This is a genomic window from Patulibacter defluvii, from assembly GCF_034096925.1.
Taxonomy (GTDB): domain Bacteria; phylum Actinomycetota; class Thermoleophilia; order Solirubrobacterales; family Solirubrobacteraceae; genus Patulibacter; species Patulibacter defluvii.
Map to the genome: position 1 here is coordinate 120,495 of NZ_JAWZSQ010000001.1, position 22,459 is coordinate 142,953.

The following is a 22,459-nucleotide window of genomic DNA, read 5'->3' on the forward strand; positions in this document are numbered from 1 at the left end:
GACGATTGCCCCAGGGTTGGCGGACCGCCGGGAGGACGAGATCGGCCCGTACGGGGTCCGCGAACGGCGTCCGCCCCAGGCGCGAACGGCGCCCGTAGCCGGCGGCGCCTACGCCTTTCGGATGACGCGATGCCCGTGGGCTAGCCGTCGCCGGGGATCGCCGTCGGAGGGGCGTCGCCCTCCGGGAGACGGCCCGTCAGACGGTCCGCCAAAGCCGGTCGCCGAGCTCGTCGAGGACCGCCAGCAGCTCGTCGAGATGGGCGGTGCGGGTGCGGAAGTTCGTGAAGCAGACGCGCAGGCAGGTGGCGCCGTCGACCTCGGCGGCGGCCAGGTAGATCCGCCCGTCCTCGCGCGCGGCCGCGGCCAGCCGCGCGTTGTGGCGGTCGAGGTCGACCCCCGGCCGGAGCTGCCGGAAGCAGAGCGTCGACAGCTCCGGCTCGTGCAGCAGCTCGTAGTCGTCGCGTCCGCGGAGGGTCGCGGCCAGCGTCCGGGCGAGCGTGATCGTGTGGTCGATCCACTCGCGGTAGGCGGCGGCGCCGTAGGTCCGCAACGCGGCCCAGAGCTTGATCGAGTTGACCGGCCGCGAGTACTCCAGCGTCAGGTCGACCGGGTTGACCTGGCCGGCGTCGTGCGGCATGTAGCCCTCGCGGTGCGAGAACGCCTCGGCCAGCGCCGCCGGGTCGCGGACCAGCAGCAGCGAGCAGCTCTTCTGGACCCCCATCCACTTGTGGGCGTCGACGGTCGCCGAGTCGACCCGGTCGAGGCCGGCGAACGACGCCCGGGCCGCGGGCGCGGCGGCCGCCGGCAGCCCGTAGGCGCCGTCGACGTGCAGCCAGACCCCGCGCTCGCGGCAGACGTCGGCGATCGCGTCCAGCGGGTCGACGGCCCCGGTCAGGGTGGTGCCGGCGGTGGCGATCACGGCGACCGGCACGGCCCCGGCGCGACGGTCCTCGTCGAGCATCGCCGCCAGCCGCTCGGGCCGCATCCGCCGCCGCTCGTCGAGCGCGACCCGGCGGACGCCGTCGGTCCCGATCCCCGCCACCTCGGCGGCGCGGACGACCGACTGGTGGGCCTCGGCCGAGCAGTGGACGGTCAGCCGCGCGTCGCCGACCCCGCGCGTCCGCGTGCCCGGCCGGGCCCGCTCGCGGGCGGCCAGCAGCGCGGTCAGGTTCGAGGTCATCCCGCCGCTGGTGAAGATCCCGTGCGGGGTCGGGAAGCCGACGAACTCGGCCATCCAGCGCAGCGTCTGCCGCTCCAGCGCCTCGATCGCCCCGGCCTGCGAGGCCAGGTTGACGTCGTAGGTGGCGGCCAGCGCCGCCCCCAGCGCGCTCGCCTCCAGGCCGGTCGAGCCGACATAGGCCAGGTACAGCGGCCGGGCGGGGGAGACGCTGGCGTCGAGCACCGCGGTCGCCTCGGCCAGCGTCCCGGCCAGGTCGCCGGGACCGTCGGGCAGCGGTCGCTCCAGGTCGGCCCGGACCGCGTCGTCGAGCCGCGGCTCGGCCGGTCGCGGCCCGCGGAACGAGGTCCAGGCGTCGCCGAGCGCGTCGACCAGCAGCCGCAGCGCGTCGTCGCCGAGGGTGGTCGGTGCGCCCGCGCGCTCGTTCGGCCAGCTCATGCGGTCACCATCGCCGATCGGGTGCGGCGCCGGCGCCGTAGGCCGCTAGACGGTCTGGACCTGGACCAGGCTGGTGGTGCCCGGGGTGCCGCTGGGCAGGCCGGCGGTGATCACCACCCGGTCGCCGGGCCGGCACCAGCCCAGCTCGACCACCTTCGCCGCCGAATCCGCGATCAGCTCCTCGGTCACGCCGTGGTGGGCCATCATCGCGCCCTGCACGCCCCACATCAGGTTGCAGCGGGCGACCGTCTCGCGGCTCGGCGAGAGCGCGATCACCTTGCGGTCAGGGCGGTGGGCGGAGACCAGCCGGGCCGAGCGGCCGGAGAGCGACGGCACCACGATCGCCGCCGCGTCCAACTCCTGGGCGATGTGGACGGCGCTGCGGGCGATCGCCCAGGCCGGATCGGTGCTGTCGCGGCGCACGCGGCGCTGGTTCCAGTCGAAGGTCGGGGCGACCGCCTCGGTCTCGCGTGCGACCGCGGCCAGCGTCCGCACCGCCTCGATCGGGTAGCGGCCGACGGCGCTCTCCTGCGACAGCATCACCGCGTCGGTGCCGTCGAGGATCGCGTTGGCGACGTCGGTCACCTCGGCGCGGGTCGGGCGGGCGCTGCCGACCATCGACTCCAGCATCTGGGTGGCGGTGATCGCCGGCCGGGCGAGCGCGCCGGCCATCGCGATCAGCTCCTTCTGGACCCGCGGGACGCGCGCGATCGGCAGCTCGATCCCGAGGTCGCCGCGCGCGACCATGATGCAGTCGGAGACGCGGATGATCGCCTCGGCGTTCTCGATCGCCTGCGGCTTCTCGAACTTCGCGATCAGCGGACAGCGGGTGCGGGCGCGCAGGGCCTCGATGTCCTCCGGCCGGCGGACGAACGAGACGGCGACCAGGTCGACCCCCATCTGCTTGCCGGCGGCCAGGTGCTCCAGGTCCTCCTGCGGCACCGCCGGCAGCAGGTCGGCGGGACCCGACAGGTTGACGCCCTTGCGGCTGGAGACGGGCCCGCCCAGCTCGACCCGGCAGTCGGCCTCGCCCTCGCCCGCGCGGACCGCCTCGACCCGCAGCCGCACGATCCCGTCGGCCAGGTGGACCTCCTCGCCGGGCTCGACGGCGTCGGCGAAGCGGTCCCAGGCGACCACCAGCCGGCGGGCGTCGCCGACGTCGTCGACCGAGCCCGAGGCCAGGGTCACCGCGTCGCCCTCGCGCAGGTCGACCGGCTCGTCGGCCACCTGGCCGAGCCGGATCTTCGGCCCCGGCAGGTCCTGGAGGATCGCCACCGAGCGGCCGGCGCGGTCGGCGGCGGCGCGGACCCGCTCGACCGTGTCGGCGTGATCCTCGTGCGACCCGTGGCTGAAGTTGAGCCGGGCGACGTCCATCCCGGCGTCGATCATCCGGACGAGGATCTCGGGGTCGCGGCTGGCGGGGCCGATGGTGGCGACGATCTTCGTACGGCGAGCGGGCTGCGACACACCCTCACTCTAGGTCCCGGAGCGCGCGGCACGTGACCTGCCGGTGACGAGCGCCGGCCGTCCGTCGGGGGAGTGGCGCGTCGCCGCTCGCCGGTCAGCCGTCGCCGGCGGCCGAGCGCGCCGCGCCCGGCTCCAGCGCCGGCGGCTCGGGGACCGCCTCGCCGTCGACGTCGGCGACCGGCGTGGGGCCCGGCGCGCCGCCGTCGAGGGCCGGGCCGGACGCTCCGCGCTCCAGCTCGGCCGGGCGTCGCAGGCCGATCCGCTCCAGCAGCCGCCGCCACCAGCGCCTCAGCGGCCCCGGCTCGCGGCCGTCGGCGGATCCCCGCCAGCTGGCCGGCGGCGGGACGGTGGTCCGCACCAGCGCCACCCAGTCGTCGAGCGGCAGCGTGCCGCCGATCAGCCGCACCAGCCCGGTCGTGACCGGGGCCGAGATGCCGTGCCGCTCGAGCGCCGACGCCAGCAGCGGCACCGACTCGAAGGCCTCGACCGCCTGGCCGATCCGGGCCGGGATCTCGCCGGTCGGGACGCCGGCGGCCAGCAGCTCGCCGGCCCGCCGGTTGCGGCTCTGGGGTGCCAGTGCGGTCGCCACCAGGTCGCCGGTGCCGGCCAGGCCGATGAAGGTCGCCGGCTGGGCGCCGAGCCGCTCGGCCAGCCGCCAGACCTCGATGAAGATGTGGCCGGCCGCCGCCCCGGCCGCGTTCAGCCCCTGGCCCTCGGTGGCGCCGGCGGCCAGCGCCGCCGCGTTCTTGGCCGCGCCGGCCAGCTCGACGCCGACCGGGTCGTCGGTGTGCTCGCAGACGACCCCGGCGCGCAGGAAGACGGCGGCGATCGTGGCGGCCAGCTCCTCGTCGGCCGAGGAGGCGACCAGCCCGGCCCCCTGGGTGACCATCTCGCGGGCGTGGGCGGGACCACCGACGCAGGCCACCCGCTGGGTGCCGAAGCGCTCGGCCAGCAGCACCGTCGGCGGCACGCCGAGCGGCGGCACCAGGCCCTTGCTGAGCGAGACGACCTTCGTCCGCTTGTCCAGCCCCTCGCGCTCGAGCCGGTCGACGACGTCACCCAGCTGCGCCGACGGCACGCCCAGGAAGACGAACTCGGCCTTGCCCGGACCGGCGTCGATCGGCTCGATCCGCAGGTTCGGCGGCAGCGGCACCCCGGCCAGGTAGCGCTCGTTCTCGCCCGCCGCCCGCAGCTGCTCGGCCTGCTCCGCGGTCCGGGTCTGGAGCGTCGTCCGGAAGCCGCCGCGCGCCAGCAGCACCGCGACCGCGGTCCCGAACGAGCCGGCGCCGACCACCACGGCGCGGCGCCCGAGCGGGTTGGGCAGGTTGACGCCGCGCAGGGGCGCGGCGAGCGGTCGGGGGCGCTCGGACATCTCAATGGAAGTACTACCCGCCGGCCTCCTCACAGGTACGCCGCCAGCCGTTCGCCGGCGTCGGCGAGCGCGTCGAGGTCGCCCGCTTCGAGCACCACCTGGAGGTCCAGGATCCGCACGCCGAAGGGGTCGAGGGCGTGCTGGCCGACGATCGCGAAGCTCGGCACGCCGCTCTGACGGGCGTCGACGGCGATCTCGCCCGCGATCTTGCCCTCCAGCGTCGTGCGGTCGATCCGGCCCTCGCCGACGACCACCGCCCGCGCCGCCCGCATCCGCTCGCGGACGTCGAGCGCGTCGAGCACGAACCGCGCCCCGGGCTCCAGCCGCGCGCCGTGGGCGGCCCACAGCGCGCCGGCGATCCCGCCCGCGGCGCCGCTCATCGGGGTCCCGCGCGGGTCGCGCGGCAGCTCGCCGGCGATCCGCTCCATCCGCGCCTGCAGCGCGGGCAGCTGCTCGGGGGCGGCGCCCTTCTGGGGACCGAAGACGGCCGCCGCCCGCTCCCACGGGGTCCGCACGTCGCAAAGGCAGACCAGCCGCGCGTCGACCGCCCCGCGGCCGTCGAACCGCAGCCCGGCGTCGGCCAGCACCTCGAGCATGCCGGCGCCGCCGTCGACCGTCGCGCTGCCGCCGCAGGCCACCAGCACCACCGCGGCCCCGGCGGCGACCGCGGCCACGATCAGCTCGCCGGTGCCGTGGCTGGTGGCCCGCAGCGGGTCGGGCTCGTCCTCGGCCAGCAGCGGCAGGCCGCCGGCGGAGGCGACCTCGACGATCGCGGTGCCGCCGTCCTCGATCAGCGCGAAGCCGGCCCGGCGGGGGCGGCCGAGCGGGTCGCGGGCGGTCGCCGCCGCCGTCTCGCCGCCGAGGCCCAGCAGCAGCGCCTCGGCGGTGCCCTCGCCGCCGTCGGCGACCGGGCAGAGGTCGGGCGGGCGGAGGCCGGCGCGCTCCAGCCCGCGGCCGATCGCGCCGGCCACGCGGGCGGCGCCGAAGCTGCCCTTGAAGGCGTCGGGCGCGACCAGCACCGGCTGCTCCGGCACCGCCGCCGGGCGCGGACCGCGACGCGGCGCCGGCGGCGCCGGCGGGTCAGTCACCGCGGTTGGAGAGCAGGCTCCAGAGGACCCAGGCCGCGGCCAGGATCGCGGCGCCCACCAGCAGCGTGCTGACGATCGCGATCGTCGCGCCGATGATCCAGAACACCACCCGCACCAGCACGATCACGGCCACGATCGCGAGCACGATCTTGGCGATGTCGAGGGTGCTCAACCGGGGGTTGGACGAGGATCCGGGCGAGGCCACCGTCCTAGCGTAGTTCATCGGTCCGGCGTTCTCGGCCCCGTCCCAGCTCGGCAGTCGCCGGTGGGTACGATGGGGCCATGTCCCACCCGACCGCTGGCGAAGAGGAGTACCTCGAGACGCTCTACTGGCTGCACGAGGTTCAGCTGCCGCTGACCGCGGCCAACGTCGCGCGGGCGATGCTGCTGTCCGCCCCGACCGTCCACGAGATGGTCAAGCGGCTGGAGGGCGACGGGCTGATCACGCGCGACGAGCGCAAGCGGATCTCGTTCACCGACGAGGGGCTGTCGGTGGCGGAGAACGTCGTCAGCCGCCACCGGCTGGTCGAGCGGTTCCTCACCGACGTGCTCGGGATCCCGTGGCACGAGGTCCACGAGGAGGCCGAGCGGATGGAGCACGCGATGAGCCCCGCGATCGAGCAGGGCATGCGCGACGCGATCGGCGACGCCACGACCTGCCCCCACGGCCACCCGATCGCGGTCGGCCAGCGGGTGCCGGGCGCGCCGCTCGCCGACGTCGAGGTCGGGGCGAAGATCACGATCCTGCGGTTCGAGAACGAGGCCGAGCAGATCCTCCACTACCTCTACGGGGCGGGGATCACGCCGGGCCTGGAGGGCACCGTCGTCGAGCGCGACGACGACCACGTGGCCTTCGACGACGCCGACGGCGTCCGCCACTCGATCAGCCACAGCTCGGCCGAGACGGTCTCGGTCCGCGCCGACCCGTCGCCGCCGGAGCGGGTCGGGCTGCCGGCGGCCGTGGTCCTGGACCAGGTCGCGTTCGGCCGCTAGCGGGCGGCGCCTGGCGTCCGTGGACGCGTCGCATCTCGGGCCGGCCGGCGCTCGGCAGTACGAAGTACAGCTCTCGCGCCGTCCGACCCGACCTGCTCGGTCCACGAACACCAGGCATCCACCCGTGGGCGGGACGCCAGGCGCCGCCCGCTACCAGCGGCTGAAGAGCGGGTCGGTCAGGCCGGCGGGGATGTCCTGCCCCTGGTTGACCAGGTAGAAGAGGATCAGGGCCGCGCCGACGAGGGCGAGGTTCTTGTTGAAGTTGATCTGCTCGCCCTGCTTGGCCTGGGGCTCGTCGACCTTCCAGAAGGCGTGCATCATCACGCTGACCGGGATCAGGAAGACGACCAGCAGCAGCGCGCCGAGGTCGGTCCAGATGCCGAAGATCAGCGAGATCGCGGCCAGCAGCGCGATCACGCCGCTGCCGACCACGCCGGCCTTGGCGGCGGGCACGCCCTTCGACTGGGCGTACTGGGCCATGCCGTCGGCCTGGGTGAAGTGGCCGATGGCGGAGAGCAGGAAGATCGCCGCGAGCAGTACGCGGCCGACGAGGAAGACGATGTCCATGGGAGGGCTCCGAAGATCGTTGCGCGGTTGGCAGTTGCTGTTGCAACGAGCACCATAGCGCAAAAGCGGACCACGGTCCATTTCTCTTCCACGGCCCGGCCCTGAAACGGATCGCGCCCCGCCGGGAAGCCGGCGGGGCGCGAAGGTCCTGCGAACGTCGAGCCCGCCGCGGCGGCGGGCGCGGGGGATCAGCCCTGGGCGGCGGCGACCGCCTCGGCCAGGCGCCGGACGCCCTCGTCGATCCGGTCGGCGGTGACCGCCGAGTAGGCCAGGCGGAAGGCGTTCTGCCCACCCTCCAGCAGGAAGTCGGTGCCCTTGACGATCTGGACGCCGCGCGCGGCGGCCTCGGTGGCGATCTTCGCGCAGTCGTGGCCCTGGTCCTCGGGCAGCTCGACCCACAGGAAGTAGCCGCCCTCGGGCTGCACGAACGACGCCTGCGGCAGGTGCTCGCGGAGCGCCTGGCCGAGGGTCGTCGCCCGCTCCTCGAGCGCCGCCTTGACCGTCTGCAGCGCGGTCGGGAAGCGGTCGCCGGAGACGAACCGGTGGACGATCGCCTGGGCCACCTGGCTGGGGGCGATGTACGTGTTCGTCGCCCGGCGGACGATCCGGCCGATCAGCTCGGGCGGGCCGACCAGGTAGCCGACGCGGACGCCGGGGCAGACCGTCTTCGAGAACGACGACGCGTAGACGACGCGGGTCGCTGAACCGGCGCCCTCGCTCTCCAGCTCCAGCATCCGCGGCAGCGGCTCGCCGGTGAAGCGGACGTCGACGTACGGATCGTCCTCGAAGATCAGGAAGTCGTACTGCTCGGCCAGGGCCAGCAGCGCCCGCCGCTTCTCCAGCGAGAGGGTCGAACCGCCCGGGTTCTGGAAGTTCGGGATCACGTGCGCGAGCTTCGGGCGCAGGCCGCCCTCGAGCGCCTCGCGCAGCTCGTCGACGTCGATCCCGTCCGCCTGGAGGCCGATCAGGTGGACGTCGGCGCCGCGCTCCTTCAGGCCCAGCAGCGTGCGGTCGTAGGTCGGGCGCTCGACCACGACGGCGTCGCCGGCGGCGACCACCTCGTCGAAGAGGAACGCGTCGGCCTGCATCGAGCCGTTGGTGACCAGCACGTGGTCCTCGGGCACGCCGTGCTTCTCGGCGATCCAGCGCCGCAGCGGCACGTAGCCGATCGCGGTGCCGTAGCCGGCGATCCCGGCCGGGTCGGACTCGAAGGCGTCGATCGCCGCCTGCTTCAGCCCGTCGATGTCGACGATGTCGGCGGAGGGTGCCCCTCGGGCGAAGGAGATGGAGTCGGCCATGGGCCGAAGCGTAGAGGGCCGTTCGCCGCGGGCGCGTGCCGGCGCGGCGCCGCGCCCGACGCGTGGGGGAGGGCTCAGTCGCCGCGGCGACGCGCGCGGGCCAGGTCGCGCTCGTCCCCGGCCGGCGGCGCGGGCCGCTCGGGACCGAAGCTGCGCAGGTGGCCGCGGGCGGCGTCGGCGGCGCCGGCCAGCTCGTCGAGCGGGTGACGCGGCGCGGGAGCGCGGCGCCCTTCGAGCGCCGCCAGCATCCCGGCGAAGTCCAGCGAACCGGGCACGAACCACAGAGTAGGCGCCGCTCCGGCGGATCCCGCGGACGGCGCGCGCTACCCTCGCGCGATGGTCCCCTGGCCGGCGCCGACCGCGCGCGACGCCCGCGCCGCCGACGGTGCAGCGGTCCCGCCGGTGCGCGTCACCCGGGTCGCCTCCGGCGGCGGCTGGTGGGCGCTCCACGAGCGGGCTCCCGATCCGCGGCTGGCGCACCTGGTCCACGAGTACCAGGGCTACGAGGAGCACGGCGCCGGGCGGGTCGTGCGGCGGGCGCTGCCGGGCACGCGGATCCCGATGATCGTCAGCTTCGACGCCCCGTGGGAGATCGGCTCTCCCGGGACGGCGGGCGGCCGGATGGTGGCGCGCCGCGCCTTCACCGCCGGGCTCCACGACCGTTACGCGATCAACGCCTCCGAGGGCGACGTGGTCGGGATGCAGTTCGACCTGACGCCGCTCGGGGCGGCGACCCTGCTCGGGGTCCCGATGCACGAGCTGACCGGGCGGGTGGTCGACCTCGACGAGCTGCTCGGCGACGCGGTCGCGCTGCTGATCGAGCGGTTGGCCGACGCCGGCGACTGGCCGGCGCGGTTCGCGATCCTCGACGCGGTGCTGCTGCGGCGGGCCGCGGCCTGCTCGCCGGCCTCGCCCGACGTCGCCTGGGCCTGGCGGCGGTTGCAGGAGAGCGGCGGCACGATCGCCGTCGCGACCCTGGTCGAGGAGCTGCGGTGCAGTCCCCGCCACCTCAGCCAGCGGTTCCGCGAGCAGATCGGGATGTCGCCCAAGCGGGTCGCGCGGGTGCTGCGGTTCGAGCGCGCGATCGCGCTGCTGGCCCGCGACGACGGCCACCGCTTCGGCCAGATCGCCAGCGCCTGCGGCTACTACGACCAGGCCCACATGAACCGCGACTTCCGGGCCTTCTCCGGCGGCTCGCCGGGCGACTTCCTGGCCCGGGTCGGGCCGGCCGGCGACGTCCACGACGCCCCGGCCGGCTGACGCGGCCTCAGCCGCGGGCGGCGGCCCGGGCCTCGGCGTGGAACCGGTTGGTCGCCGCGCACGAGGCGCAGGCGGTGGCGTGCGGCGCCCGCGGCTGGCGGTCCATCTCGCGCGCCAGGTAGCTGCGCTCGCAGCCGTCGCAGCGGACCCGGTCCTCCCACGGATCCTCGACCTCGTCGAGCGGGTCGTGGGGGCGGGCGATCGCGAACCAGGTCGGCCGGGCGGCGGTCGTGATCGCGGCGTAGACGGCGGCCGCGACCACGAAGGTCAGCGGCAGGCCGATCAGCTCCCAGGTCTGCGACGTGGTCGTGTCGGCGATCTTCAGCGCCAGGCCGATCGCGGTCGCCGCCGACCAGGCGACGACGCCGGCCGGGTTCACGCGCGGCACCCGTCCGGGCCGGAACTCGACCGCGTCGAGCGCGATCCGCTGCCGCCGCAGGTACCAGACGTGGGCCAGCGCCACCCCGACCCAGGCCACGATCGCGATCCCCTGGTAGGCGAGCGCGTCGGCGACGTAGCCGAAGACGTTGGTCAGCATCAGTCCGTAGCCGAGCAGGCAGGCCACGATCACCCACAGCGTCCGCGGCAGCGAGACGCCGGTCACCCGCGCCACGAAGCTCTGGAGGTTGGTCGAGGCGACGTACAGGTTGACCGTGTTGATCCGCATCTGGGTGATCACGATCAGGGCGAAGCCGAGGAACCCGGTCAGGCCGACGATCCGCACCGGCAGCGCGCTCTCCTGGCCCGCCAGCTGGTCGAAGGTGATGCCGAAGGTCGACACCAGCAGGATCCCGATCAGGCCGTTGACCCCGAAGGTCAGCGCGTAGTACAGCCAGCCGAAGGTCACGTTGCGGTGGAAGCGCTCGTCCTCGGGCCGCGCCAGGCGGGCGAAGTCCATCGTGTAGAGCATCAGCACCCAGACGCCCATGTAGGCGACGAACGCCTGCAGCCACGGGAGCGTGGTGCCGGCGGCCGCGGTCGAGCCGGGCAGGAAGCCGTGGTAGCCCTCGCTGACCAGCGCCCAGACGATCACGCCGACCATCGCGACGGCGTAGAACGGCAGCATCCAGCCGTTGATCCGGTCGAGCCGCGCGCGGATCCCGCGCCAGACCAGCGGCGCGGTGCTGAAGACGACGATCGCGTACCACAGCTTCAGCGGTCCGCCGATGTAGGTCTGGGCGGCGACGGCGACCACCGCGCCCTCGAAGACCACGTAGTAGATCGCGGTCGCGGCCAGGATCAGGGTCGGGATCGCGGCGCCGGTGACGCCGAACATCGAGCGCGAGAAGAGCGCCACGGTCAGGCCGCTCTGCGAGCCGGTCCGCAGCAGCACCGCGTTGACGGCGGTGTAGGCGACGATCGTCAGGCCGATCCCGATCAGCGCGTTGGTGGTGCCGTAGGCCAGGGCGATGAAGGCGGCGAAGTAGACGTAGAAGAACGCCGTCATCACGCCGTACCAGGCCATCGTCAGCTTGCCGCGCTGCAACCGCCAGCTGCGGGGGACGACGTGGAGCGAGTAGTCCTCGGTGGCCGCCTCCTCGACCACCCGTGGATCGTCGGTGCGGGAGACGTGGAGCGGGGCCGCCGTCGGCGGACGCTCGGGGGCTGCGACGCCCATGGTGGTTCCTCCTGTGCTCGGGCAGGGATGCCGGTGGAGCGGCGCGCCGGACGTGGCGGCCGCCGGTGGAGCGGGCCGGCCGACCGGCCGGCCCGCGGAGAGGGAGGGCGGTGGTCAGGGGGTCGACCACTGCGCGGCGCTGCGGCGCCGGAGCAGGCTGCGGTACTGCTCGGTGGTGCGGGGCAGCAGCTCGCCGCTGCCCCAGTCGAGGATCACGCCGTGGCGGCGGACGAGGTCCAGCACGTCCAGCTCGCCGTTGCGGAAGCGGGTGGCGATCTCCTCCGGGTCCTCGTCGAGCCAGCCGACGCGCTCGACGCGCTGCTCGGCGCGGGCCCGCTCGGTCGCCTCGGCGTCGACCTCGTACTGCGACAGCTCGGCGTCGATCTCGCGCACCACCACCCCGTAGTCGCGCTCGGCGCGGCCGAGGGTGACGTAGCCGTCGATCACGTCCTCCAGCACCTCGGCCGGGTCGCGCTCGAGCGGGTCGCCGAGCCCGCCGCCGCCGGCCGAGGGCCGCTCGAAGCGGTCGCCGCGCTCGACGGCGACGCCCGAGAAGTTGGCGCCCAGGTAGCGCTCGCGGTCGCTGCCGCGGTTCAGCCAGACCCCGTGCGGGAGCGACGGCATCCCGCCGCCGATCCCCCAGGTGACGGCCCGGCCGCGGTCGCAGCAGTAGCTCATCACGCTGTGCTCGACGTCGGTCAGCGTGCCGCCCTTGCGGACGCCGCAGCCGCCGCGGTGGCGGCCGGGGCCGCCGGAGTCGGGGATGATCTCGTGGACCGAGGTCAGCACCGGCGTCAGCCGCTCCTGGCCCTCCAGCGGCTGGACCGCGAGCCCGACGCCGAAGACCGGCGAGGTCGCGTTCTGGCCGTCCTTGCCGTGGCGTCCGCCCCAGCCGCCGGCCATCCAGTCGTACCACATGAAGAACGGCCGATCGTCGCGGCGCGCGTCGCGCCCGCCGACCAGCAGGTACTCGAGGTTGAAGCAGCAGGCCAGGGCCCGCTCGGGCATCAGCTGCGACCACAGCTCGAAGCCGGCGCTCATGATCTTCTCGTAGGCCCCCGAGACGCAGCCGGTGACCGCGTTCGGCCAGCCGGCGTTGACGACCGTGCCCTCGGGCCCGACGTCGACCTTGACCGCGCGGTAGAAGCCGGAGTTGAGCGGGATGTCGGGCAGGAACGTCTTCGCCGACGCGATCGCGCCCGAGAAGGCGACCCCGGCGCCCGAGTTGAGGAAGCTGGAGATCGCCGGGTCCGACCCCGAGAGGTCGTAGTGGATCTCGTCGCCCTCGATCGTCATCTTCAGCCGCACGGCGACCAGGCCCTCGTCGCTGCCGGGGTCGAGGTCGAGGTGGTCCTCGGTCTCCCAGACGCCGTCGGGCAGGTCGGCGATCCGGGCCCGGGTCAGCCGCTCGACGTAGTCCTGGACCGCGCCGAAGGCGGTCGTGACCGTGCGGCTGCCGTACTTGTCGACCAGCCGGAAGACCTCCTGCTCGGCCACCCGCGTGGCCTCGATCTGGGCGTGGCAGTCGCCGACGATGTCGCCCGGCGCGCGGGTGTTGTGGGCCACCAGCCCGATCACGTCGTGGCGGACGACGCCGCGGTCGACGATCCGGACCGGCGGGATCCGCACGCCCTCGCCGAAGTGGTCGGTGGCGCTGACGTCGAACGAGCCGGGGACCGACCCGCCCATGTCCGCCCAGTGGCCGTTGGCCTGGGCCATCGCCACCAGCTCGCCGTCGGCGAAGATCGGGCGGATCACCGAGACGTCGCTGAAGTGCGTGCCGCCGCGGTAGGGGTCGTTGACGGCGAAGACGTCGCCCTCGTTGATGTCGCCGTCGAAGTCCTCCAGCACCGCCTTCGCCTTCAGGTGCAGGGTGCCGACGTGGACGGCGATGTCCTGGCTGCCCTGCATGATCGTGTTGCCCTCGGCGTCGCAGAGCGCGCACGAGAAGTCACGGGCGTAGATCACGAACGAGTGGCAGGTGCGGAGGATCTGCTCCGCCATCTCGTCGACCAGGGTCACGAACGAGTTCTTCAGGACCTCGAACGTGACCGGGTCGAGGGTCGTGGACGGGGTGGTCGTCGCGGGAGCCATCTCAGCTCACCTCCGTGATGTGCATGCGGATGTTGCGCCACTCGTCGATCTCGACCAGCACGCCGGGCGGGACGAGGGTGGTCGAGTCGAGCTGGTCGATCACGGCCGGGCCGACGAACTGGAGCCCGGCCGGCAGGCCGTCGCGGTGGAAGACCGGGGTCCGCCGCGGCTCGTCGTCGCCGTCGAACCAGACGTCGCGCTGCTCGACCGGCTCGGGCAGGGTCGCGTCGGGCCGCTCCTCCTCGCGCGGGAGCGCCACCCGCTGGGTCTCGCCGATCGCGGTCAGCTGCAGCCGGTAGAGCTCGACCGGGGCGTCGTCGCGGCGGTAGGAGAACTCGCGCTCGTGCTCGCGGTGGAACTGCTCCAGCGCGGCGTCGAGGTCGGTCAGCGGCGCCGGCACGGCGACGTCCATCGAGCGCCACTGGCCCAGGTAGCGCATCGCGATCGAGCGCTCCAGGCGGATCTTCTCCGGCGGCACGTTCTCGGCCTCCAGCATCGCCCGGCCCTCGGCCTCCAGCGCGGCGAACGCGGCCTCGATCTCGGCCGGGTCGGCGTCGCCGGCGGCGGCCAGGAACATCGTCGAGAGGTCGTGCTTGATGTCGACCATCAGGCAGCCGAGCGCCGACCAGGCGCCGGGCCGCGGCGGCACCACGACGGTCGGGATCGACAGCTCCTTGGCCAGCGCCGCGCCGTGCAGCGCGCCGGCGCCGCCGAAGACCACGAGTGCGAACTCGCGCGGGTCGTAGCCGCGCTGGAGCGAGATCAGCCGCACCGCGTCGGCCATGTTGGCGTTGGCCACCTGCAGCATCGCGCTGGCCGCCTCGTGGACCCCGAGGCCCAGCGGCTCGGCGATCTTGGTCCGGATCGCCTCCTCGGCGGGGACCGGGTCGAGGGTCATCTCGCCGCCGGCCAGCTGCGCGCCGAGCCGGCCGAGGACGACGTTGGCGTCGGTGTTGGTCGGCTCGACGCCGCCCTGGCCGTAGGCCGCGGGGCCGGGGATCGAGCCGGCCGACTGGGGCCCGTTGCGGAGCGACCCGGCGGCGTCGATCGTGCCCAGCGAGCCGCCGCCGGCGCCGATCGTCAGGACCTCGATCGAGGGGAAGCAGATCGGGTAGCCGTACTCGACGAACCACTCGTTGGTGGTCCGCAGCTGGCCGTCGTGGACGAGCGAGATGTCGGTGCTCGTCCCGCCCATGTCGAGCCCGATCGCGTTCGGGTAGCCGCAGAGGCTGGCGGTGTGCTGGCAGGCCACGGCGCCGGCGGCGATGCCCGACGCGGCCAGCCGCACCGACAGCTTCTGGACCGCCTCGGGGGTCATCACGCCGCCGCCGGAGTGGAGGATCAGCAGGTCGCCGTCGTAGCCGTCCTGCTCCAGCCGCTCGCCGAGCTGGTTGACGTAGCCGGAGACCAGCGGCGAGAGGACCGCGTTGGCGACGGTGGTCGAGAACCGCTCGTGCTCGAACAGCTCCGGCAGCACCCCGCTCGAGGTCGAGATCGCGACGTCGGGCAGGACCTCGCGCAGGATCTCCGCCATCCGCTCCTCGTGCTCGGGGTTGGCGTAGGCGTTGATGAAGCAGACGGCGACCGCCTCGACCTCGCGGCGGGCCAGGATCCGGGCCACCTCGCGGGCGCCCTGCTCGTCGAACGGCTCGACGACGTTGCCCTCGCAGTCGATCCGCTCGCCGACCTCGAACCGGTCGCGGCGGCGGACGTACGGCTCGGCGTTGTCCTTGTAGGCGTCCCAGAGGTCGTCGCGGGTGCCGCGGCGGATCTCGATCACGTCGCGGAAGCCCTTGGTGGTGACCATCGCCGCCTTCGGCAGCCGGCGCGTGATCAGGGCGTTGGTGGCGACCGTGGTGCCGTGGCAGAAGAGCGCCACCCGGTCCAGGTCGACGCCGGCGTGGCCGACGCCCGAGAGGACGCCGTCGATCGGGTTGGCCGTCGACGGCACCTTCGCCACCTGCAGCTCGCCGCTGTCCTGGTCGAGCACGCAGACGTCGGTGAAGGTGCCGCCGACGTCGACGGCGACCACGGTGCGGCGGTCTCGTTCGCTGTTCATCCGTTCCATCTCCTCGTCGGGAGCGCCCGCCGGGCCGTCCGTCGGCGCCGGCGGTGCGGTTCGGGGCCAGTCTCCGGCGCGGGGCTCTGGTGGAACCCACGAACCGTTCGTGCGCTTCACGGCGGACCGAACCGGCAGCCTGCACGTCAGCGACCGATCAGACTGCGCAGGGGAGCGCCGCGCCCGCGCCCGCTTCCCCTTCCCGACGGTCCGCCGAGCCGTGATCACCCTCTCCGACCTCCTCGCCCGCCGCGAGCTGGGCCTGCGCCTGCTGAGCGGCCCCGACGACCCGTCGGCGGTCCGGATCGAGACCGCCGAGGTCTGCGACCTGCCCGACCCGCGGCCGTGGCTCGACAGCGGCGCGATGCTGCTGACGACCGGGGTCGCGATCGGCCCCGGCGCCCACGTCCAGCGGCTGCTGGTCGAGCGCGCCTTCGAGGCCCGGGCGGCGGCGATCGGGTTCGCGGTCGGGCTGGCCCATGCGGCCGTCCCGCGCGGGATCCGCGAGGCCTGCGAGCAGCTCGGCGTGCCGCTGGTGGCGGTGCCGGCGGCGACCCCCTTCCGGCTGCTGGTGGCGGCGGTCGCGCAGCAGGCGACCCCGCACGAGCTGCAGGTCGCCCAGCGCACGCTCTCGATCCAGAACCACCTGATGGAGGCGCTCAGCGCGCCCGATCCCGAGGCCGAGGTGCTGCGGCGGTTGGGCTCGCTGCTGACCGGCACGGCGCTGATCGCCGACGAGGCGGGGACGGTCACCGGCGCGCCCGACAGCGCGCTGCCCGACGAGCTGTGGGGACCGCTGCGCGGCGGCAAGGGCGTCGGGCTGCACCACGTGCGCGGCCAGCGCTACGTGACCGCGCCGATCAGCGACCGGGTCGGCACCCGCCGCTGGCTGGTGGTGGTCGGGGCCGGTGCTGCGCTGCCCGACCACCTGGCCCGCCAGGCGCTGCTGAGCGCCGAGCGGCTGGTGCGGCTGATCGACCGCGCGCGGCCGCCGCGGCCGGTCGAGGCGCGGACGGTGCGGGCCGAGCTGTGCGAGGAGCTGCTGGGCTGGCGGACCCCGACCGGCGGCCGTCGCCACGTCGCCCAGCGGGCCTCGGCGCTGGGGCTGAGCATCGACGCCGGCCTGCAGGTGGCGGCGGTCCGGGCCCAGCGGACGCCGGCCGCCGGCGACGGCGAGCCGGGCCGGACCGGCGGTCGCGAGGCGGGCCCGCAGGTGCTCGGGCGGGTGCGGGCCGAGCTCGAGGCGTGGCTGACCTCGGACGACGTCCCGTTCCTGCTCACCACCCGCGACCTCGACCTGGTGCTGATCGGGCCGGTGCCGCTCGGCGACGCGCTCGAGCCGGCGCTCCACGACCTGGCCTCGGCCGCCGGCCCGCTCGACGCCGGGGTCGGCCGCGCGACGGCCAGCGTCGAGCAGCTGCCGCGCAGCCACCAGGACGCCCGCTTCGCGCTCCAGCAGCTGGCCAACGCGGCCGGCGACGGGCGCTCGCGGCTGCTCCGCCACGAGCAGCTCGACCTGGTCACCGCGCTGGTCTGCGACGCCGACCCGCGCCTCTACGCCCCCCGTCGGCAGGCGGTGATCGACGCCCTCGGCGGCCCGCCGCTGGAGGACACGCTGCGGGCCTTCCTGGAGCACCGGCTCGACGTCACCGCGACCGCCCAGGCACTGCACCTGCACCCGAACTCGCTCCGCTACCGGCTGAGCCGGATCGAGGAGCGGCTGGGCCGCTCGCTCCGCGATCCGGGCACGATCGCGATGCTCCACGTCGCGTTCCGCTTCGGCTGGGCCTTCCGGGAGTAGGGGGCGGCGGGGGAGCGAGGCGGGGCCAACGTCACACGCCCGTGCCTCCACCGCCGCCGTGTCACGAACCCCGCCGCCGGCGGTGGCGAACGTCGCACGGCTGAGAAAGGCCCGGCGGCGTGCGACGTTCACCCCCCAACCCTGACGCCTCCGTCACGTCGGGCCGCAGCGCTGGAGATCGCCTTCGGCGCCGCCTACCCTTGGAGCCCATGCCGCTGCGTCACGTGGTCAAGCCGTGGGCCCGGATCGTCTCCCCGGTCGCCCGCGCCGTGACCACCGCGCCGGCGCGGCTGGTCGGCCGCGTGCCCGGCGTCAGCGACGACGCCGCGACGGCGATCGCGATCGCCGACGTCTTCCCGGCCCTGGCCGGCCACCGGCTGCTGCTGCTGACGACCTTCGCCGCCGACGGCGCCGCGATCTCCGACAGCGCCTGGTTCGCCGCCGCCGGCGACCGGATCGTCGTCGCCACCCGCGACGAGGCGAAGCTGGCCCGGATCGCCGCCCAGCCCGACGTCCGGATCGCCCCCGCCGACGCCGCCGGCCGCCGCCAGGGCCCCGACCTCGACGCCGTCGCCACCGTCCTCGCCGGCCAGGAGGACGCCGACGCCCAGGCCGCGCTCAGCGCCCGCTACGGGGTCGAGCTGCGGGCCGTGCGGCTGGCGTCGCTGGCCGGCAGCCGCGCCGCGCGGACGGCGATCGCGCTGCGGCCGGCCTCCGTGGACTAGGCGGCCGCGCCGCTCTCGAGCGCGGCGATCAGGGCGTCCAGCTCCGGCTTCCGCTCCTCCTCGACGCTGAGCGCGAAGAACGCCGCCATCGCGATCAGCACCTCGTAGCGGCCGGGCTTGCCGCGCTTGCCCGGCTTGTGCTTCACCTGCGCCTCGCGGAACGTCGACAGCGGGTTGCGCGCCGCCTCCTCGCGCCCGCCGTGGCGGAACTTCGCCAGCGTCGCCCCGTCGTGGATCAGCGACTCGCCGTTGAGACCCTTGAGCTCGATCATCGGCCGCAAACCTAGCCGGCCGGCGGGCGACGGGTCCCGGAACGACGACGGGGCGGCCGCAGCCGCCCCGTCGAACGAGGAACCGGGGTTCCCGCCGCGATCAGGCCGCGGTCGGGGCGCCCAGGATCTCCATCGCGATCTCGGCGGTCTGGGTCGGGGTGCGGCCGACCCGCACGCCCTTCGCCTCGAGCGCGTCGGCCTTCGCCTGCGCCGTGCCGGCCGAGCCGGAGACGATCGCGCCGGCGTGGCCCATCTGCTTGCCCGCCGGGGCGGTGAAGCCGGCGATGTAGCCGACGACCGGCTTGGTGACGTTGGCCGCGATGTAGTCGGCGGCCTCCTCCTCGGCCGAGCCGCCGATCTCGCCCGAGAGCACGATCAGCTCGGTCTGCTCGTCCTTCTCGAACAGCTCGATGATGTCGACGAACGAGCTGCCCGGGACCGGGTCGCCGCCGATGCCGACGATCGAGCTGTTGCCGAAGCCCTTCTGGGCCAGCTCGTTGCCGATCTGGTACGTCAGGGTGCCGGAGCGCGAGACGACGCCGACGTTGCCCGGCTTGAAGAACGAGGCCGGGATGATGCCGACGTTGGCCTTGCCCGGCGACAGCAGACCGGGGCAGTTCGGACCGATGATCCGGGTGCCGGGGTGGTTCTGCTTGACCTCGTTGTAGAGCTTCAGCTCGTCGTGGGCCGGGATCCCCTCGGTGATGATCACGACCAGCTCGACGCCGGCCTGCGCGGCCTCGAGCGCCGACTGGGCGGCGAACGGCGGCGGCACGAAGATCATCGCGACGTTGGCGCCGGTCTCGGCGACGGTCGTCTGCCAGTCGGCGAAGACCGGGATCCCCTCGACGTTCTCGCCGGCCTTCTTCGGGTTGATGCCGCCGACGACGTTGGTGCCGTACTTGCGGTTGTTCAGCGTGTGGAACGAGCCCTCGCGGCCGGTGATGCCGGCGACGGCGAGCTTGGTGTTCTCGTCGATCAGGATCGACATGATCAGGCCCCCTTGGCCAGGGCGACGACCTGCTCGGCGGCGCCGTCCATCGTCTTCGCCGCGTACACGTTGGGCAGCGCGGCCTGCTCGAGGATCTCACGGCCCAGCACGTCGTTGGTGCCGTCCAGGCGGACGACGAACGGGACGCTCGGCTTGAGGTCGTTGAACGCGGCGATCAGGCCGTTGGCGACCTCGTCGCAGCGGGTGATGCCGCCGAAGATGTTGAAGAGGACGGCCTTGACGTTCTCGTTGGCGAGGATCAGCTCGACGGCCTGCTTGACCTTCTCGGCGTCCGATCCGCCGCCGGCGTCCAGGAAGTTGGCCGGCTCGCCGCCGTGCTGGGCGACGACGTCGAGGGTCGACATGACCAGCCCGGCGCCGTTGCCGAGGATGCCGATGTCGCCGTCGAGCTTGACGTACGTGACGCCCTGCTCCTTGGCCTTCAGCTCGATCGGGTCGGCGTTGGCCGAGTCGCCGAGGTCGGCGTGGTCGGGGTGGCGGAAGGCCGCGTTGCCGTCCAGCGAGACCTTCGCGTCGAGCGCCTTCACCTGGCGGTCGGGCGTGACGATCAGCGGGTTGATCTCGGCGAGGCTGGCGTCCTCCTCGATCCAGACCTCGTAGAGCGCGACGAGCGCGTCGGCGACGCCCTCGATCACGTCGGCGTCGGCGCCGCCCTTGGTGGCGATCCCGACGGCCTGCTCCTTCGTCAGCCCGACCAGCGGGTCGACGTTCTCCTTGATCAGCTTCTCGGGCGTCTCCTCGGCGACCTGCTCGATGTCGATGCCGCCCTCGACGCTGAACATCACCAGCGGCTTCTTCGCCGACCGGTCCAGCAGCACCGACGCGTAGTACTCGGTGGCGATGTCCGAGGCGTGCTCGATCCACACCGTGCGGGTGATGTGGCCCTTGATGTCGAGCCCGAGGATGTTCGACGCGTGCTCGCGCGCCTCGTCCTCGTTCGCCGCGAGCTTCACGCCGCCGGCCTTGCCGCGGCCGCCGATCAGCACCTGCGCCTTGACGACGACCGGGTAGCCGATCTCGTTCGCCGCGGCGACGGCGTCCTCGACGGTGGTGACCGGCTTGCCGTCGGAGACAGCCAGCCCGTGGCGCCCGAACAGCTGCTTGCCTTGGTACTCCAGCAGGTCCATGGGGTCCGTTCCTGAGTCAGTGGGAATGACGCGACGGCGGACGATGCCCAGTCGAGACGCCGCTCACTGGTCGCGCGTGGGGCGGGCGCCGGTCGGCCGGGAGGTCGGCGACGTCCACGCGCGGGGATGCTAGTCCTCTGCTGGGCTGCGCGCGTTCGCCCCGGGACGTCCCGCCCGGCCGGGGGGTGACCGAGTACGCAGGACTCGAACCCGCGCCCGCGCGAACGACGCTTCACCGAAACGTCCAAGACGAACGCCGTCGCGCCAGGTAGCGTGCGCGACCGTGGTGGAGAACGACGTAGCTATCGAAGTCCGAGGGCTCGTCAAGTCCTTCGGCGACGTCCATGCCCTGGCCGGCATCGACCTGACGGCCCCGACCGGATCGGTCCTGGGGCTGCTGGGGCCGAACGGCGCGGGCAAGACGACGGCCGTGCGGATCATGACGACCCTGCTGCCGCCCGACGAGGGCACCGTCCGCGTGGCGGGGCTCGACGTGCTCCAGGATCCGCAGGCGCTGCGGTCCCGGATCGGGCTCGCCGGCCAGTACGCGGCCGTCGACGAGTACCTGACCGGGGCGGAGAACCTGACGATGGTCGGGCGGCTGTACCGCCTGTCCCCGCGCGAGGCCAAGCAGCGCGCCCACGAGCTGCTGGAGGAGTTCTCGCTGACCGACGCGGCCGACCGCACCGCCAGCACCTACTCCGGCGGCATGCGGCGGCGGCTCGACCTGGCCGCGGCGCTGGTCGTGCGGCCGCCGGTGATCTTCCTCGACGAGCCGACCACCGGCCTCGACCCGCGCAGCCGGCTGGCGCTGTGGGAGACGATCGAGGAGCGGGTCGCGGGCGGCACCACCGTGCTGCTGACCACCCAGTACCTGGACGAGGCCGACCGCCTGGCCGACCGGATCGCCGTGATCGACCACGGCCGCGTGATCGCCGAGGGCACCTCCGAGCAGCTGAAGGCCCAGGTCGGCGGCGAGCGGGTCGAGGTCCGCTTGGTCGATCCGACCCGGGCCGCCGCCGCGGTCGAGGCGCTGGCGCCGCTGACCGACGGCGCCGCCGGGCCCGACGACGGTCCCGCCGAGGACGGGCTGGTGCGGCTGCCGCTGCGCGGCGACGCCGGTGGCGTGGCCGCCGCGGTCCGCCGGCTCGACGCCGCCGGGATCGAGATCGCCGACATCGGCGTCCACCGCCCGACCCTCGACGACGCCTTCCTGACCCTGACCGGCCGTCCCGCCGAGGACGCCGACGCCGACGCGGAGGAGCCGCGATGAGCCTGGCCGCCACCTTCAGCGACACCCGGGTGCTGGCCGGCCGCCAGCTGCGCCGGGTCCCGCGCCAGCCCGATCTGCTGATCGGCTACACGATCCAGCCGATCATGTTCGTGCTGCTGTTCCGCTACGTGTTCGGCGGCGCGATCCAGACCCCGGGCTTCGACAACTACGCCCAGTTCCTGATGCCGGGCATCATCGTCCAGTCGATCGCGTTCGGCGGCTTCGTGACCGCGCTCGCCGTCGCGGACGACATGAGCAAGGGCCTGATGGACCGCTTCCGGTCGCTGCCGATGTCGCGCAGCGCGGTGCTGGCGGGCCGGGCCGTGGCCGACATCGTCCTCAACAGCCTCCAGCTGGTGCTGCTGATCGTCGTCGGCCTGGTCGTCGGCTTCTCGTTCGGCTCCGGCGTCGGCCAGGTCGTGCTGGGGATCGTGCTGCTGCTGATGATCGGCTACGCCTTCAGCTGGGTCTTCGCCCTGATCGGCCTGGCCGGCGGCTCGGCCGAGAGCGCCAACGCGATCGGCTTCACGGTGATCTTCCCGCTGACCTTCGCCTCCGGCATCTTCGTCCCGCCGGCGACGATGCCGGACGGCCTGCGCCAGTTCGCCGACGCCAACCCCTTCACCACCTGGGTCGACGCGATCCGCCACCTGTTCGTCGGCGGCCCGGCCGCGCCGGCCAACAGCGACGTCTGGGTCTCGTTCCTGTGGGTGATCGGGATCACCGTCGTGGCCGCCTTCTTCGCGGTCCGCAAGTTCCGCAGCTCGGTCGGGCACTGAGCCCCGTCAGGACGTTCCCGCCCGCGCGATAGCGGGCGG

Annotated in this window: 20 protein-coding genes; 6 read left to right on the forward strand and 14 right to left on the reverse strand. The window is 74.1% G+C overall.

Annotated elements, in window-relative coordinates; genetic code table 11:
* Nucleotides 1–196: 196 nt before the first annotated feature.
* The 5 genes from SH587_RS00500 to SH587_RS00520 form a co-directional block, all read right to left on the reverse strand.
* On the reverse strand, nucleotides 197–1,615 hold the full coding sequence (locus tag SH587_RS00500; protein WP_320668578.1) for a pyridoxal phosphate-dependent decarboxylase family protein: 1,419 nt from the start codon (nucleotides 1,613–1,615) through the stop codon (nucleotides 197–199).
* A gap of 45 nt (nucleotides 1,616–1,660) precedes the next feature.
* On the reverse strand, nucleotides 1,661–3,082 hold the full coding sequence (gene pyk, locus SH587_RS00505) for a pyruvate kinase (protein WP_320668579.1): 1,422 nt from the start codon (nucleotides 3,080–3,082) through the stop codon (nucleotides 1,661–1,663).
* A 94-nt stretch (nucleotides 3,083–3,176) separates the two neighbouring features.
* Complete coding sequence (locus tag SH587_RS00510) at nucleotides 3,177–4,454, reverse strand: NAD(P)H-dependent glycerol-3-phosphate dehydrogenase (RefSeq protein WP_320668580.1); 1,278 nt, start codon at nucleotides 4,452–4,454, stop codon at nucleotides 3,177–3,179.
* Nucleotides 4,455–4,483: 29 nt separating this feature from the next.
* Nucleotides 4,484–5,542 (reverse strand): glycerate kinase family protein, encoded by a 1,059-nt coding sequence (locus tag SH587_RS00515; RefSeq protein ID WP_320668581.1) that lies wholly within the window; start codon nucleotides 5,540–5,542, stop codon nucleotides 4,484–4,486.
* A complete protein-coding gene (locus SH587_RS00520) occupies nucleotides 5,535–5,747 on the reverse strand; it encodes a hypothetical protein (RefSeq protein WP_320668582.1) in 213 nt (70 codons plus the stop codon). Before SH587_RS00520 ends, SH587_RS00515 begins: the two co-directional genes overlap by 8 nt.
* Nucleotides 5,748–5,824: 77 nt before the next feature.
* Here SH587_RS00520 and SH587_RS00525 point away from each other — a divergent pair, with 77 nt between their 5' ends.
* Complete coding sequence (locus SH587_RS00525; RefSeq protein WP_320668583.1) at nucleotides 5,825–6,535, forward strand: metal-dependent transcriptional regulator; 711 nt, start codon at nucleotides 5,825–5,827, stop codon at nucleotides 6,533–6,535.
* A 150-nt stretch (nucleotides 6,536–6,685) separates the two neighbouring features.
* Here the strand turns inward: SH587_RS00525 and SH587_RS00530 are convergent, their stop codons facing one another.
* The 3 genes from SH587_RS00530 to SH587_RS00540 form a co-directional block, all read right to left on the reverse strand.
* A complete protein-coding gene (locus tag SH587_RS00530; RefSeq protein ID WP_320668584.1) occupies nucleotides 6,686–7,102 on the reverse strand; it encodes a DoxX family protein in 417 nt (138 codons plus the stop codon).
* Between the two features lie 188 nt (nucleotides 7,103–7,290).
* A complete protein-coding gene (locus SH587_RS00535) occupies nucleotides 7,291–8,400 on the reverse strand; it encodes an aminotransferase-like domain-containing protein (protein ID WP_320668585.1) in 1,110 nt (369 codons plus the stop codon).
* Nucleotides 8,401–8,474: 74 nt separating this feature from the next.
* Nucleotides 8,475–8,675, reverse strand: coding sequence for a hypothetical protein (locus tag SH587_RS00540; RefSeq protein ID WP_320668586.1), 201 nt, complete (start codon nucleotides 8,673–8,675; stop codon nucleotides 8,475–8,477).
* A 61-nt stretch (nucleotides 8,676–8,736) separates the two neighbouring features.
* On the opposite strand from SH587_RS00540, the gene SH587_RS00545 reads away from it, so the two are divergent.
* On the forward strand, nucleotides 8,737–9,660 hold the full coding sequence (locus SH587_RS00545) for a helix-turn-helix domain-containing protein (RefSeq protein WP_320668587.1): 924 nt from the start codon (nucleotides 8,737–8,739) through the stop codon (nucleotides 9,658–9,660).
* A 7-nt stretch (nucleotides 9,661–9,667) separates the two neighbouring features.
* Here the strand turns inward: SH587_RS00545 and SH587_RS00550 are convergent, their stop codons facing one another.
* From SH587_RS00550 to SH587_RS00560, 3 genes are all read right to left on the reverse strand, one after another.
* A complete protein-coding gene (locus tag SH587_RS00550) occupies nucleotides 9,668–11,278 on the reverse strand; it encodes a purine-cytosine permease family protein (RefSeq protein WP_320668588.1) in 1,611 nt (536 codons plus the stop codon).
* Nucleotides 11,279–11,392: 114 nt separating this feature from the next.
* Nucleotides 11,393–13,372 (reverse strand): hydantoinase B/oxoprolinase family protein, encoded by a 1,980-nt coding sequence (locus tag SH587_RS00555; protein ID WP_320668589.1) that lies wholly within the window; start codon nucleotides 13,370–13,372, stop codon nucleotides 11,393–11,395.
* 1 nt (nucleotide 13,373) lies between these two features.
* Nucleotides 13,374–15,431, reverse strand: a complete 2,058-nt coding sequence (locus SH587_RS00560) for a hydantoinase/oxoprolinase family protein (protein WP_320668590.1) — start codon at nucleotides 15,429–15,431, stop codon at nucleotides 13,374–13,376.
* Nucleotides 15,432–15,651: 220 nt separating this feature from the next.
* On the opposite strand from SH587_RS00560, the gene SH587_RS00565 reads away from it, so the two are divergent.
* Nucleotides 15,652–17,232 (forward strand): helix-turn-helix domain-containing protein, encoded by a 1,581-nt coding sequence (locus SH587_RS00565; RefSeq protein ID WP_320668591.1) that lies wholly within the window; start codon nucleotides 15,652–15,654, stop codon nucleotides 17,230–17,232.
* Nucleotides 17,233–17,441: 209 nt separating this feature from the next.
* Complete coding sequence (locus tag SH587_RS00570) at nucleotides 17,442–17,957, forward strand: PPOX class F420-dependent oxidoreductase (RefSeq protein WP_320668592.1); 516 nt, start codon at nucleotides 17,442–17,444, stop codon at nucleotides 17,955–17,957.
* Here the strand turns inward: SH587_RS00570 and SH587_RS00575 are convergent.
* From SH587_RS00575 to sucC, 3 genes are all read right to left on the reverse strand, one after another.
* Nucleotides 17,954–18,229, reverse strand: a complete 276-nt coding sequence (locus SH587_RS00575) for a hypothetical protein (RefSeq protein WP_320668593.1) — start codon at nucleotides 18,227–18,229, stop codon at nucleotides 17,954–17,956. The genes SH587_RS00570 and SH587_RS00575 overlap by 4 nt on opposite strands.
* A 100-nt stretch (nucleotides 18,230–18,329) precedes the next feature.
* The gene (gene sucD, locus SH587_RS00580) at nucleotides 18,330–19,220 is read right to left on the reverse strand and encodes a succinate--CoA ligase subunit alpha (protein WP_320668594.1); all 891 of its coding nucleotides are present in this window, start codon (nucleotides 19,218–19,220) and stop codon (nucleotides 18,330–18,332) included.
* Nucleotides 19,221–19,222: 2 nt separating this feature from the next.
* Nucleotides 19,223–20,368, reverse strand: a complete 1,146-nt coding sequence (gene sucC / locus SH587_RS00585; protein WP_320668595.1) for an ADP-forming succinate--CoA ligase subunit beta — start codon at nucleotides 20,366–20,368, stop codon at nucleotides 19,223–19,225.
* Nucleotides 20,369–20,651: 283 nt separating this feature from the next.
* Between sucC and SH587_RS00590 the strand changes: the two genes are divergently transcribed.
* Nucleotides 20,652–21,641, forward strand: coding sequence for an ATP-binding cassette domain-containing protein (locus tag SH587_RS00590; protein WP_320668596.1), 990 nt, complete (start codon nucleotides 20,652–20,654; stop codon nucleotides 21,639–21,641).
* Nucleotides 21,638–22,420, forward strand: a complete 783-nt coding sequence (locus tag SH587_RS00595; protein WP_320668597.1) for an ABC transporter permease — start codon at nucleotides 21,638–21,640, stop codon at nucleotides 22,418–22,420. The genes SH587_RS00590 and SH587_RS00595 overlap by 4 nt, the downstream gene beginning before the upstream one ends.
* Nucleotides 22,421–22,459 lie beyond the last annotated feature (39 nt).

Excerpts from the sequence above, each read along its gene's own strand:
- SH587_RS00530 (WP_320668584.1), bottom strand. The coding sequence starts at position 7,102 with ATGGACATCGTCTTCCTCGTCGGCCGCGTACTGCTCGCGGCGATCTTC.
- sucD (WP_320668594.1), bottom strand. The coding sequence starts at position 19,220 with ATGTCGATCCTGATCGACGAGAACACCAAGCTCGCCGTCGCCGGCATC.
- SH587_RS00555 (WP_320668589.1), bottom strand. The coding sequence starts at position 13,372 with ATGGCTCCCGCGACGACCACCCCGTCCACGACCCTCGACCCGGTCACG.
- SH587_RS00570 (WP_320668592.1), top strand. The coding sequence starts at position 17,442 with ATGCCGCTGCGTCACGTGGTCAAGCCGTGGGCCCGGATCGTCTCCCCG.
- SH587_RS00535 (WP_320668585.1), bottom strand. The coding sequence starts at position 8,400 with ATGGCCGACTCCATCTCCTTCGCCCGAGGGGCACCCTCCGCCGACATC.
- SH587_RS00525 (WP_320668583.1), top strand. The coding sequence starts at position 5,825 with ATGTCCCACCCGACCGCTGGCGAAGAGGAGTACCTCGAGACGCTCTAC.
- SH587_RS00545 (WP_320668587.1), top strand. The coding sequence starts at position 8,737 with ATGGTCCCCTGGCCGGCGCCGACCGCGCGCGACGCCCGCGCCGCCGAC.
- SH587_RS00560 (WP_320668590.1), bottom strand. The coding sequence starts at position 15,431 with ATGAACAGCGAACGAGACCGCCGCACCGTGGTCGCCGTCGACGTCGGC.
- sucC (WP_320668595.1), bottom strand. The coding sequence starts at position 20,368 with ATGGACCTGCTGGAGTACCAAGGCAAGCAGCTGTTCGGGCGCCACGGG.
- SH587_RS00575 (WP_320668593.1), bottom strand. The coding sequence starts at position 18,229 with ATGATCGAGCTCAAGGGTCTCAACGGCGAGTCGCTGATCCACGACGGG.
- SH587_RS00500 (WP_320668578.1), bottom strand. The coding sequence starts at position 1,615 with ATGAGCTGGCCGAACGAGCGCGCGGGCGCACCGACCACCCTCGGCGAC.
- SH587_RS00595 (WP_320668597.1), top strand. The coding sequence starts at position 21,638 with ATGAGCCTGGCCGCCACCTTCAGCGACACCCGGGTGCTGGCCGGCCGC.
- SH587_RS00510 (WP_320668580.1), bottom strand. The coding sequence starts at position 4,454 with ATGTCCGAGCGCCCCCGACCGCTCGCCGCGCCCCTGCGCGGCGTCAAC.
- SH587_RS00550 (WP_320668588.1), bottom strand. The coding sequence starts at position 11,278 with ATGGGCGTCGCAGCCCCCGAGCGTCCGCCGACGGCGGCCCCGCTCCAC.